Here is a 12,295-nt window from a genome sequence, read left to right on the forward strand (position 1 = left end):
GGCGGGTTCGACCCTACCGCCCGCGCTTCGGCGCCACCGAGAATTCCAGGTCGAACAGGGTCGGGACGTCGTTGGTCCGGGCCCGCTCGATGGTCAGCATCCGCGCCTTGGTCTGCAGGCCGCCCGGCGAGGAAAAGCCGCCCGGCTTGCCGTCGGCGCCCAGCACGCGGTGGCAGGGCACGATGATCGGCCAGGGGTTCTCGCCCATGGCCTTGCCGATGACCCGGGCCGCGCCCGGCTCGCCGACGGCCTTGGCGATCTGGCCGTAGGTGATGGTCTCGCCCGGCGGCACGGCGCGGGCGATCTCGTAGACACGGCGGTTGAAGGGCGCGACCACGTCGTAGTCCAGTTCGACGTCGGTCAGGTCGTCGCGGCCGCCGGACAGCAGGTCGTTGATCCGCTCGATCACCTGCTGGACCTCGGGCGGCGGGGCGGCCTCGACGGCGTCGGGATAGCGGCGGCGCAGGCGGTCCCACGAGGCGCCGGGCGTCGGGTCCGGGAGTTGCGCGCCGACCAGCCCCCGCTCGCCCCAGGCCAGGCCGCACAGGCCGATCGGCGTGTCGAAGAGCGCGAAGCCCTGGGTCGGGGAGGGGGCGGTCATGGGGGCAATATAACAGCGCGACGCGACGGTTGGAGAGGGGGGCGCGATGTCGGAGTCCGTTATCCGCTATCGTCCCGCTCAGTCACAGCCGTCGACCAGGACCAGCTTGCTGTCGGTGGTGGCGTGGCGCACGGCGAACAGCGGCTGGGCTTCGGGGTCGTCCAGGAACGCCTGGGCGTCATGGCGCGAGGGGAACTCCAGGATCACCATCCGCTGCGGCGCCCAGTCGCCCTCCATGACCGTCGGCTCCGTTCCCTGGACGACATACTTGCCGCCGTGCTTGGCGATGAAGGCCGGGATCTGGGCCACATAGGGCATGAAACCGCGCAGGTCGCGGATGGCGAAGTCGAGCACGAGGTAGGCTTTCATCGTCTTTCCCGGCGCCGCTGAGGTCAGGGTGAGTTTCGCGACCGGGCGGCCGACGGCAAGTCCAAAGGTCAAGGTTCCAACGCCGCCGTTCCCGGCCTAGATTTCCCGTTTCTTGCTGTCGGGAGATCGTCGTGCGCCGCATCCTCACCCTCGCCGCCCTGCTGGCCACCACCAGCGTCCCGGCGTTCGCCGGCGACATCCTGATCCACGGCGGGCCGATCCATACCGGCGTCGCCGCCGCCCCGACGGCCCAGGCCGTACTGATCCGCGACGACCGCATCGCCTTCGTCGGCGACCTGGCCGCCGCCAAGGCCAAGGCGGCCAAGGACGCGCGCGACATCGACCTGAAGGGCGCGGCGGCCTTCCCCGGCTTCGTCGACGCCCACGCCCACCTGACCGGCATCGGCCTGCGCGAGCTGACCCTGAACCTGGACCAGACCACCTCGGTCGAGAGCCTGGTCGCCGCCGTGAAGGCCTATGCCGACGCCCATCCCGAGGGGCCGATCTACGGCCGCGGCTGGATCGAGACCCACTGGCCCGAGAAGCGCTTCCCCAATCGCGCCGACCTCGACCGCGCCGCGCCCCGCCGGATCGTGGTGCTGGAGCGCGCCGACGGCCACGCGGTGGTCGCTTCGACCGCGGCCCTGGCGGCGGCGGGCGTGACCAAGGACACCGTCGCCCCGGCCGGCGGCCAGATTCTGAAGGGCCCGGCCGGCGAGCCCGACGGCATGCTGATCGACCACGCCCAGGGCCTGGTGGCCGGGGTGATCCCGCCGCCGTCCGACGCCCTCAAGCGCCAGGCCCTGGAAAAGGCCGGCGCCCTCTACGCCTCGCGCGGCTGGACGGGGCTGGACAATATGAGCGTCGACAAGGCCGACGTGGTGATCCTGCAGGGGCTGGCGCGGGAGAAGAAGTTCAGCCTGCGCGTCGACAACTACATGGATCCGGCCAGCGCCGACGTGGTCCTGCCCATAGGGCCTTCCCAGGACGGCACGGGCCTGATCCGGGTGCGCGGGATCAAGCTCTACATGGACGGCGCCCTGGGCTCGCGCGGCGCGGCGCTGCTCGAGCCCTACAGCGACGCCGAGGGCCTGGGCCTGCAGCTGACACCGCGCGACAAGGGGCTGGACCTGATGAAGCGGGCCAAGGCCGTCGGCGCCCAGGTGGCCATGCACGCCATCGGCGACCGGGGCAACCGCATGACCCTGGACTGGTTCGAGGAGGCCCTGGCGGGCGACACGACGGCCCGCTGGCGCATCGAGCATTCGCAGATCGTCACCGACACCGACGTGCCGCGCTTCGCCAAGCTGGGGGTCATCGCCTCGATGCAGCCCAGCCACGCCATCGGCGACCTCTATTTCGCCCCCGCCCGCCTGGGCAAGGCGCGGCTGCACGAGGGCTATCGCTGGAAGGACTTCCTGGACAGCGGGGCGGTGATCGCCGCCGGCTCGGACGCCCCGGTCGAGGTGGGCGACCCGCGCATCGAGTTCTACGCCGCCGTCTACCGCCACAGCCTGGACGGCTTCGCCAACGCCGACTGGAGCCTCAACGAGGCCGTCAGCCGCGACCAGGCCCTGCGCATGCTGACCTGGGCCCCCGCCTACGCCGCGTTCGCCGAACAGGACCGCGGCACGCTGGAGGCGGGCAAGAAGGCCGACGTGACGGTGTTCAGCAAGGACCTGATGACGGTGGCCCCGCCGGAAATCCTCAAGGCCGACGCGGTGCTGACCATCGTCGACGGCAAGGTGGTGTTCGAGAAGTAGGAGCCCTGTTCCGCCGGCTCTCCACGGGGTATCATCCCGGAAAGCGCGGAGCGCTTGTCCGGGGCCCAGGTGAACCGCAAGGCCTCTGCCCAGTCCCCTGGGTCCGGGATGATAACGGTTTTGCGTTCGGGGGAAGTTACCGCACCACCGTCGCCTGGCGGGCCGTCAGCAGCCACTTCTCGCCGTCGGGCCGCCACAGCTCGGTGAAGCGGCGGTGCACGGTCTGGCCGGCCAGCGGATTGGGCGGCTTGGGCACCACGGTCTCCTCGCCCATCAGCAGCACCATCTCGCCGCGCAGCGAGGCGTGTTCGAGCAGGCGCTCGTACTGGCTGTAGGCGATCTTGCCGTCGGCGTTCAGCTGGCGGACCACGGCGCTGGCGGCGACGATGTTGCCGGGGTTGTTGACCACCAGCTCGGGCGCCAGGGCGGCGGCGAACACCGCGTATTCGTCGGCGATCAGGGCCGCGTCCACCTTCTCGACGGCGTGCATCACCGCCGCGATCTTCGCGTCGCGCAGGGCTTCGTGCACCTCGGCGCTGGCGGCCTTCCATCGGGAGTTCTGCACGGCTGGAGCCTCCTCCTCGGACAAGATCACAACGCGCCGGACGGGGGCGGCGTTGCCGGTCCGGGGCGCCGATCCGTCAGGCGAGGATCGCCGCCCGCCTCCTGTCCGCCTCCAGGGCGCGGAGGTGGTCGTGCAGGGTCTGGACCTCCGCGCGCAGGTCGCGCCTCAGCTCGGCCTCCACGGCGGCGGGATCGGCGACCATCAGCTGCCCCTCGAGGAGATCGTCGAGCTCCCAATAGAGGCTATAGGCGTACTCCAGGCCCAGGTTCTGCTCGGCGAAGGTTTCGTCCGGACGGTCCGTCAGCCGCGCCGGATGGATCACCAGCCGGCGCTCGCTGACGTGGGCGAAGCGGATGACCGCCAGGTCCACGGCCCCCATGAACCGCGCGTCGGGCTGGACGAGGGCGACGGCCAGGTGCAGGCGCAGGGCGATCAGCAGGGCTTCGTCGCGGGTGAGCACGGGGCCGGTGAGAGCGGCCAGGGCGCGCTCGAAGCGGGGGCGCAGATCGTCGAGGCGGGGATCGATCTCGCCGGCCAGGACGGCGATGTCCGGCGACGCCTCGTCGAGGCCCTGTTCCAGCCAGGCCTGGCAGACCTGGACCACGTCCCGCGCCGTCAGCAGGTCGAGGCGCCAGAGGGCGGCCAGTTCGACGGGGGAGGCGGCGGCGACAAGGGCGGACATGCGCCATCGTTGGACGATCGCCCGCGCGGCGTCCAGTCAGGCGCAGCGCGCGAAGGCCTCGGCCAGGGCCTTGCCCAGGTCTTCCAGGCTGGCGTCGGCGGGCAGCTCCAGGTTGGCCTCGGGCGGCATGCCCGAAAAGCCGCGTCGCGCGCCCTCGTTGCGCCAGGGCGTGAAGCGGAGGGTGTCGGCCGCGCCCTCGATGGTCACAAACTTTCCGCCCTTGGCCATCTCGGCGTTGGTCCTGGCGTCCAGCAGCTTCAGGAAGTCCAGGTATCGCGCCTTGGCGGCCGGGGAATCGGCGGGCGGAAACCGTAGCCGCTCGCGATAGGCGGCCAGGCCGGCCAGCACGGCCGCGCCGATCTCGGCGGCGTCGGCGTCGGCCTCGAAACGCTGGACCGGCGGCATGTGGTGATGGACGCCCGCGACCGACGCGCCCATGGCGTGGACATAGGTGACGCCCTTGCGCCAATGCGCGGCGGCGTGGCGGACCTGGGGCGGCGGCAGCAGGCCGAGCCGCGCCCGCACTCTCATGACCGCCGCGACCAAGTCCGCCCGCGCGTTCTGGATGCGAAGCGCCGCCATGCGGGTGAGGATGAGCGTCATGCATCCTGCATGGCCCAGCGCCGCCGTGACGTCCAGTCGCCCTAGGCCCCCGCTTGCCTAAGGTCGATTCCCATCCCACCTTTGAGTCATGAGTGACCGTTCGACAGGCCTGGCCCCTTCCAAGCTGACGGCGGTGCTCGGCCCCACCAATACCGGCAAGACCCACCTGGCCGTCGAGCGGATGCTGGGCCACGCCTCGGGCATGATCGGCCTGCCGCTGCGCCTGCTGGCCCGCGAGATCTACGACCGCATCGTCAAGCTGCGCGGCAAGGCGTCCGTCGCCCTGATCACCGGCGAGGAGAAGATCGTCCCGCCGCGCGCGGCCTATTTCGTCTGCACGGTCGAGGCCATGCCGCTGGGCCGCGAGGTCGAGTTCGTGGCCATCGACGAGATCCAGCTGTGCGCCGACCCCGAGCGCGGCCACATCTTCACCCACCGGCTGCTGCACGCCCGGGGCCGGTTCGAGACCATGCTGCTGGGCGCGGGGACCATGGCCCCCCTGGTGCGCCGCCTGCTGCCCGACGCCGAGATCGTGACGCGCGAGCGGTTCTCGACCCTCACCTACACCGGCTCCAAGAAGCTGACCCGTCTGCAGCGCCGCACGGCGGTGGTCGCCTTCTCGACCGACGCCGTCTACGCCATCGCCGAGCTGATCCGCCGCCAACGGGGCGGGGCGGCGGTGGTCATGGGCAGCCTCTCCCCCCGCACCCGCAACGCCCAGGTCGCGCTCTACCAGAGCGGCGAGGTCGACTTCCTGGTGGCCACCGACGCCATCGGCATGGGCCTGAACATGGACGTCGACCACGTGGCCTTCGCCGGCCTGCGCAAGTTCGACGGCAAGCGCACCCGCTGGCTGCATCCGCAGGAGGTGGGCCAGATCGCCGGCCGCGCCGGACGCTTCACCCGCGACGGCAGCTTCGGCGTCACCGGCGACTGCGAGGAGATGGACGAGGATCTGGTCGAGGCCGTCGAGCATCACCGGTTCGAGCCGGTGATGGGGGCGGAGTGGCGCAACGGCCGCCTCGACTTCGGCAGCCTGCAGGGCCTGCTGCGCTCGCTGGCCGAGCCGCCGCATCGCAACGGCCTGAGCCTGTCGGAAGAGGCGCTGGACGAGCGCACCCTGCGCAAGCTGGCCCAGCAGGACGACGTCATCGCCCGCTGCAAGGCCGACCGCTCGGCCCTGATCCGGCTGTGGGACGTCTGCCAGACGCCGGACTTCCGCAAGACCACCGACGACGACCACCAGCGCATGGTCCGCACCCTGTTCGACGACCTGACCACGGGCCGCAAGCGCCTGCCCGAGGACTGGATCGCCGGCCAGTTCAAGGCGCTGGACCGCACCGACGGCGAGATCGACAGCCTGGCCGCCCGCCTGTCGGGCGTGCGCACCCTCAGCTACATCGCCAACCGCGGCGACTGGCTGCACAACCCGGCCCACTGGCAGGGCGTGACGCGGCAGCTGGAGGATCGCCTCTCCGACACCCTGCACGAGAAGCTGATGGCCCGGTTCATCGACCGGCGCACCAGCGTGCTGATGCGCCAGCTGGGCGACCGCGAGACCATGCTGGCCGGCGTCGGCGCCGACGGGGCGGTGACGGTCGAGGGTCATATCGTCGGCCGGCTGACCGGCGTCACCTTCGTCCAGGAGAAGGGCGCCAGCGCCCTCGAGGAGAAGGCCCTGCGCAACGCCGCCCAGCGGGCGGTCACCCCCGAGGTCGCAAGACGCCTGGGCCAGCTGGCGGCCGAGGCCGACGCCGCCTTCACCCTGACCCCGGACGGGGCGGTGCTGTGGAAGGGCGAGACGGCGGGCGCGGTGCGGGCGGGCGGCAATCTGATGCAGCCGCGCGCGCGCCTGCTGGGCGAGCTGGGCGAGGCCTCGGTCCGCGAGCGGGCCGAACGGCGGCTGGACGCCTTCCTGGCCGGCGAGGTCGACCGCAAGCTGCACGGCCTGCGCAAGCTGGAGCGGGCCCTGGGCGGCGGCGAGCTGAAGGGCCTGCCGCGCGGCCTGGCCCACCGGCTTCTCGAAGCCGGGGGCGTGCTGGATAAACGCGCGGTCGACACCGACCTGAAGGCCATGAGCCAGGCCGAGCGGCGGACGCTGAAGAGCCTGGGCGTGCGGATCGGGGCGTTCAGCCTGTTCCTGCCCTCGGTGCTGCGGCCCGAGGCCCTGGCCACGGCCCGGGCCCTGACGCCGGGCGGCTGGCGCGGCGAGAGCGAGCGCCTGGCGGCCGCGCCAAGCCCGACGCCGGACGCCCGCGCCCTGGCCGCCAACGGCCTGCGCCTGGTCGGCAGGCACGTGGTCCCGGTCGAGATGCTGGAGCGCCTGGACGCCCTGCTGCGCGAGGGCCAGCGGCCCGGCGGGGTGGTGCTGGCGGACGCCGCCCGCGACGCCCTGGGCTGGACCCCGGCCGAGGCCGCCGCCGTGCTGCGGGCCCTGGACTACACCCCGGCCATCCGCCCCAAGGAAGGCGACCCGATCGTCTGGAAGCGGCGCGGAGCGGCCCTGCCCGAACCGCGCGTCAAGGCGCGCCCGGACTCGCCCTTCGCGGCTCTCGCCAAGCTGACCGAGCCGCCGCCGCGCCGGAAGAAGCCGCGCCGCCGCAAGCCGGCCGCCGGCGCCGCCAAGGCTTCCGCATGACCGACGCCGATCCCGGCCACTGCCGCGCCGACGTCTGGCTGTGGCGCGCGCGGTTCTTCAAGACCCGCTCCCTGGCCGGCCGCTTCGTCGAGGAGGGCCGCATCCGCCTGACCCGCACCGGCGTGGAGAGCCGGGTCGACAAGCCCTCGCGCGGCCTGCGCATCGGGGATGGGCTGGTGTTCGCGATCGGCGGGCGGGTGGTGTCGGTGCGGGTGCTGGGCTTCGGCGAACGCCGCGGACCGGCGACGGAGGCGCGGGAGTTGTACGAGGCGGTGGAGGGCTAAAGCTCCTCCCCCTCTGGGGGAGGTGGCCCGAAGAGCCGGAGGGGGAGCATCTACTCCCCGAACCGCTCCAGGAACCCCGGCACCATCCCCGCCGGCATCGGCCGGCTGAAGTGATACCCCTGGATCTGGTCGCAGCCGTAGTCGGCCAGGGCGTCCAGCTGGGCCTGGTCCTCGACGCCCTCGGCCACCACCTTCATGCCCATGGACGAGCCCAGGGTGATCACCGCCTTCACGATGGCGGCGTCCTCGGCGTTCTGGACGAAGGACTTGTCGATCTTCAGCCGGTCGATCGGGAACTGGCGCAGGTTGGCCAGGCTGGCGTAGCCGGTGCCGAAGTCGTCCAGGGCGATCATCACCCCGGCCCGGTGCAGCTGGCGGACGGTCTCGCTGACCATCTCCGAGCCCCAGCCCATATAGACGTTCTCGGTGACCTCGATGGTCAGGCGCTCGCAGGGCACGTTCCAGCGCTTGAGACGGTCCTGGACCTCTTCGGCCAGGCGTCCGCTGCGGAACTGGGCGGCCGAGATGTTGACGGCCACGCGGCCGAACTCCACGCCCTGGTCCAGCCAGTCGCGCATCTGCTTGAGCGCCGTCTCGAAGGCCATGTCGCCCAGCTTCAGCGACAGGTCCTGGTCCTCGAAGGCGGCCAGGAAGCGGTCGGGCGTCAGCACGCCCTGTTCGGGATGGTCCCAGCGCATTAGGGCCTCGAAGCCGCTGACGCTGTGCGAGGCGATGTCGACGATCGGCTGGTAGTAGAGCACGAACTCCTTGGCCGCGATCGCCGCGCGCACGTCGCGCAGCAGCTCGACGCGCTGCTCCAGGGCCGAGCGCATCGAGGGGTCGAAGACGACGCTGCGGTTGCGGCCCTCATCCTTGGCCCGGTAGAGCGCGATGTCGGCGTTCTTGATCATATGGCTGGGGTCGGCGTCGGGATCGCCGTGCAGGGCCGCCCCGATGCTGGCGCTGACCGAGAAGCTGCGGCCGCCGTGCTCGATGGGCCGGCGCAGCAGGTCCTGCAGCGCGTTGACGGGCCGCATCATGTCGGCCTCGGAATGCAGGCCGCGCAGGATCACCGCGAACTCGTCCCCGCCCAGGCGGGCCACCGTGTCGCCCGCGCGGAAGGCCGCGTGCAGCATCTCGGCCAGGCGCTTGAGCAGCGCGTCGCCGGCGTCGTGGCCCAGGGTGTCGTTGATGTCCTTGAAGTGGTCGACGTCGATCATGATCAGGCCGAACAGCTCGCCCATCATCTCCGAGGCGTCGACGGCCTCCTGGAACTTGCGATTGAAATAGGCGCGGTTGGGCAGGCCGGTCAGGCTGTCCTTGAAGGCCAGGTTCTCGACGGCCTCGGTGTGGCGGCGGCGGTCGGTGATGTCCTTGAACAGGTTGACCAGGCGCTCCGGTTTCCCATCCGCCCCCAGGAACTTCTTCCCGACCGAGCGCACCCAGGTCTCGACGCCGTCGTCGCGGTTGAGGCGGAACTCGAAGACCTGGGCCTCGCCGTCCTTCCGGTTGCGGACCAGCTCGGCCATCTTCTCGCGGTCGTCGGGATGGACGATCTCCAGCGGGTCGTCCTTGAACAGGCACCACTTCTCCAGCTCCGGCGAGGTGCCCGAGCAGTAGATCTCGCCGGTCCGCAGGTCGTATTCGCGGACCATCAGCTCGTCGAGCTCCAGCGCCATCTTCAGGCGCTGCTGGTCGCGCTCGGCCTTCAGGGCGGTCTCGGCGTAGCCGCTGACGTCGCGGGCGGTGACGATCACCGCCAGGGTGCGGCCGGTCTCGGTGAGGGTGGCGGCGAATTCGGTGCGCCAGATGCGGGACTCGGCGCCGTTGAGCGAGATGGCCCGATAGCGCGAGAACGGCTCGCCGAACGCCACGCAGCGCTCCAGGCTGTCGACGTCCTCGGGGTTGAACAGGGCGCGGCGGAAGTCGTCGCCGATGTGGAGGTCGGGGCTCAGGCCGTGGCTTTCCCAGTCGGGGCTGACGGCGGTGAGGCGGAAGGCGTTGTCGACCAGGGCCGCCGCGAAGGGGGCATGACGCACGAACGTCTCGAAGGCGTCCATCTGGGCGCCTGGCGTCTTGGTCTCGCGGTCGGTGATCGAGACGTGGGGGCGCACGGCGGTTCTCGTCATGGGTCGGGTTGTCGACTTCTTGTTTGTTTTCCTCGGCTTGGTTGTGACCGAGCTTCGATAAGAAAGGGTAACGTAACGACGGTATATGGAGATCCGAGCCTATTTAAGGTGGCGCCAGACGCCCATCTCAGGGCAGGTGTCAGAAATCCTGCGCTCCCGCGCAGCCAAGCCGCATTGACATTCGGCCGCCCGGCTTCGAAAACGCGGCCTCTCTAGACGACCCGGAACCGACCAGAGCCTTCGATGACCTACATCGTTACCGACGCCTGCATCAAATGTAAGTTCATGGACTGCGTCGAGGTGTGCCCGGTCGACTGCTTCTATGAGGGCGAGAACTTCCTGGCCATCAATCCGGACGAATGCATCGACTGCGGCGTCTGCGAGCCGGAATGCCCGATCGACGCCATCAAGCCCGACACCGAGGACGAGCCGGACGGCAAGTGGCTGCGGATCAATTCCGAGTACGCCAAGATCTGGCCGAACATCACCGTGAAGGGCACGCCGCCCGCCGACCGCGAAGAGTTCGAGCGCGAGACCGGCAAGTTCGAGAAGTACTTCAGCGAAAAGCCCGGCAAGGGCAGCTGAGCCGGCCGGCGCCGCGGCGCCGGACCCGAGGCGGCGTCCCGATTGCGGGGCGTCCCGACTCGCCCGGCGGGCCCTACGGCCCCGCTCCGCGCGCGAACGCCAAAACCGGCGGATTCGACGAAAAATTCCGCGAAAAACCTCGGGAAGCTTGTCCGAACGGGTCGGATCGGGCGGCTAAACAGGTCGCAAGCCTTTCATCAAGCTGAATTTTATGATATTGTCGCTCCCGACGTAAAGGTCGCGATCTCCCGCGCCTGCCCGTCATGTGGACGATGTCAGCCGGGAAACCGGCGCGCCCGATCGAAGGCGAAGGGTGACTTAAGAACTATCCCAATCCCGACCGGTCTTGGCCCCGCAAGCATTTCGCGGACGGGTCCCTGTCGCCGTTTGGGACGCCCTTTGGATGCTTTCGAGACGCGGTGTTTTGGGCTTTGCCCGAACTTATTGAGGACGAACGAATGAGCAAGAGCGGTCTGGAATTCTCGGTCGGCGATCACGTCGTTTACCCCGCGCACGGCGTGGGCAGCATCCAGGGCGTCGAGACCCAGGAAGTGGCCGGGATGTCGCTCGAGGTCTACATCATCACCTTCGACCACGAAAAGATGACCCTGCGCGTGCCGACCAAGAAGGCCAAGACCGCGGGCCTGCGCCCGCTGGCCGAAGGCAATGTCGTGTCGCAAGCCCTGACCACCCTGAAGGGCCGCGCCCGCGTGAAGCGCACCATGTGGTCGCGCCGCGCCCAGGAATACGAAGCCAAGATCAACTCCGGCGACCTGATCTCGATCGCCGAGGTGGTCCGCGACCTGCACCGCGCCGAGAACCAGCCGGAACAGTCCTATTCCGAGCGCCAGCTCTATGAATCGGCCCTGGACCGCATGGCCCGCGAAGTCGCCGCCATCGAGCGCATCGACCGCGAAGCCGCCATCGGCATCCTGACCAAGTCGCTGCTGAAGAACGCCGCCTAAGCGTCCTTCGCCATCGATCTCGAAGCGCCCCCGGACCCGCGTCCGGGGGCGTTTTCGTTTCGGGCGTGCGGCGGGGTCGCCGGACTGCAACATTGGACTGCCAGACTGGGCGGCCAAGGCCGCGCCGACTCGGCGGCCGGCCTGTCGATGAAGGAAGACCGATGCTCCCGCTGCTCCTGGCCGCCCTCGCGCTTCAGGCCGCGCCGGCTCCCGCGCCCGCTCCCGCGTCGTCAGGCGACGCGCCGGCCCGCAAGGCCGAGACGCTCCGCCGCTACGACGGGGGCGCCACCCAGGGCGCGGCGGTCGGGCCCGGCGACATCTATTCTGTCAGCAATTCCAGGCTGGTCCGCTTCGACAAGAAGACCGGCGAGAAGCGCGCGGAATGGACGGGCGACAAGGCCCGCTTCCCGCACATCAACGCCTGCGCGGTGATCGACAAGGACCTGGTCTGCGCCAGCTCCAACTTCCCCGCCACGCCCCAGGTCAGCACGATCGAGATGTTCGATCCCGCAAGCCTGGCGCACCGGCGCAGCGTCTCGCTGGGCCTGGGCACGGGCTCGGCCACCTGGGTCGACCGCCACGACGGCTTCTGGTGGGTGATGTTCGCCAACTACGACGGCAAGGGCGGCGAGCCCCCGCGCGACCATCGCCACACCACCCTGGTGAAGTTCGACGACCAGTGGCGGCGGCTGGAGGCCTGGGGCCTGCCGGCCTCGGTGCTGGAGCGCATCGCGCCGATGAGCATCTCGGGCGGCGGCTGGGGCCCGGACGGCAAGCTCTATCTCAGCGGCCACGACCGGCCGGAGCTCTACGTCATGCAGCTGCCGATGGGCGGCGGCGTGCTCGACCACCTCGACACCGTCGGCATGGAGGCCGAGGGCCAGTCCATCGACTGGGACGAAAGCCAGCCGGGGGTGCTGTACGGGATCACGCGGCAGACGCGGGAGATTCTGGCGATGCGGGTTCCGGTGGGCCGCTAGGGAGCCGAGATCGCCCCTCAACCAACGGGAGTGTTGACGCACTTCTGTCGCGTGGGCAGTTTGGCTGGAAGCACGACGGAACGCCGCGCGCTTTTGGGGGCATTCAGTGCAGTTGGAGAGAGACTTGCCCG

Annotated in this window: 12 protein-coding genes; 6 read left to right on the top strand and 6 right to left on the bottom strand. The window is 70.3% G+C overall.

The features are described from left to right. Positions 1–13: 13 nt before the first annotated feature. Complete coding sequence (locus WAE60_RS11470) at positions 14–601, bottom strand: methylated-DNA--[protein]-cysteine S-methyltransferase (RefSeq protein WP_337686521.1); 588 nt, start codon at positions 599–601, stop codon at positions 14–16. 78 nt (positions 602–679) lie between these two features. Further along, positions 680–970, bottom strand: a complete 291-nt coding sequence (locus WAE60_RS11475; RefSeq protein ID WP_337686523.1) for a DUF1330 domain-containing protein — start codon at positions 968–970, stop codon at positions 680–682. Between the two features lie 131 nt (positions 971–1,101). On the opposite strand from WAE60_RS11475, the gene WAE60_RS11480 reads away from it, so the two are divergent. After that, positions 1,102–2,733 (top strand): amidohydrolase, encoded by a 1,632-nt coding sequence (locus WAE60_RS11480; protein ID WP_337686525.1) that lies wholly within the window; start codon positions 1,102–1,104, stop codon positions 2,731–2,733. Positions 2,734–2,869: 136 nt separating this feature from the next. Here the strand turns inward: WAE60_RS11480 and WAE60_RS11485 are convergent, their stop codons facing one another. From WAE60_RS11485 to WAE60_RS11495, 3 genes are all read right to left on the bottom strand, one after another. Further along, positions 2,870–3,298: a nuclear transport factor 2 family protein gene (locus WAE60_RS11485; protein ID WP_051695190.1), complete on the bottom strand. Its 429-nt coding sequence runs from the start codon at positions 3,296–3,298 to the stop codon at positions 2,870–2,872. Positions 3,299–3,374: 76 nt separating this feature from the next. After that, positions 3,375–3,980, bottom strand: a complete 606-nt coding sequence (locus WAE60_RS11490; protein ID WP_337686528.1) for a hypothetical protein — start codon at positions 3,978–3,980, stop codon at positions 3,375–3,377. A gap of 36 nt (positions 3,981–4,016) precedes the next feature. Further along, entirely contained in the window at positions 4,017–4,583 is a 567-nt protein-coding gene (locus tag WAE60_RS11495) for a hypothetical protein (RefSeq protein WP_337686529.1), read from the bottom strand. A gap of 88 nt (positions 4,584–4,671) precedes the next feature. On the opposite strand from WAE60_RS11495, the gene WAE60_RS11500 reads away from it, so the two are divergent. After that, positions 4,672–7,221, top strand: a complete 2,550-nt coding sequence (locus WAE60_RS11500; RefSeq protein WP_337686530.1) for a helicase-related protein — start codon at positions 4,672–4,674, stop codon at positions 7,219–7,221. Beyond that, the gene (locus WAE60_RS11505) at positions 7,218–7,505 is read left to right on the top strand and encodes an RNA-binding S4 domain-containing protein (protein ID WP_029908213.1); all 288 of its coding nucleotides are present in this window, start codon (positions 7,218–7,220) and stop codon (positions 7,503–7,505) included. Before WAE60_RS11500 ends, WAE60_RS11505 begins: the two co-directional genes overlap by 4 nt. Before the next feature lie 50 nt (positions 7,506–7,555). Here WAE60_RS11505 and WAE60_RS11510 read toward each other — a convergent pair whose 3' ends face one another. Further along, positions 7,556–9,634, bottom strand: coding sequence for an EAL domain-containing protein (locus WAE60_RS11510; RefSeq protein WP_337686532.1), 2,079 nt, complete (start codon positions 9,632–9,634; stop codon positions 7,556–7,558). Between the two features lie 243 nt (positions 9,635–9,877). Between WAE60_RS11510 and fdxA the strand changes: the two genes are divergently transcribed. From fdxA to WAE60_RS11525, 3 genes are all read left to right on the top strand, one after another. Further along, positions 9,878–10,219, top strand: coding sequence for a ferredoxin FdxA (gene fdxA / locus WAE60_RS11515; RefSeq protein WP_029908209.1), 342 nt, complete (start codon positions 9,878–9,880; stop codon positions 10,217–10,219). 458 nt (positions 10,220–10,677) lie between these two features. Further along, positions 10,678–11,184, top strand: coding sequence for a CarD family transcriptional regulator (locus WAE60_RS11520; RefSeq protein WP_029908206.1), 507 nt, complete (start codon positions 10,678–10,680; stop codon positions 11,182–11,184). Between the two features lie 161 nt (positions 11,185–11,345). Beyond that, positions 11,346–12,164: a hypothetical protein gene (locus WAE60_RS11525; RefSeq protein ID WP_337686534.1), complete on the top strand. Its 819-nt coding sequence runs from the start codon at positions 11,346–11,348 to the stop codon at positions 12,162–12,164. Positions 12,165–12,295: the final 131 nt, after the last annotated feature.

Origin of the sequence: Caulobacter sp. CCG-8 (assembly GCF_037402475.1) — a bacterium.
Lineage (GTDB): Bacteria > Pseudomonadota > Alphaproteobacteria > Caulobacterales > Caulobacteraceae > Caulobacter.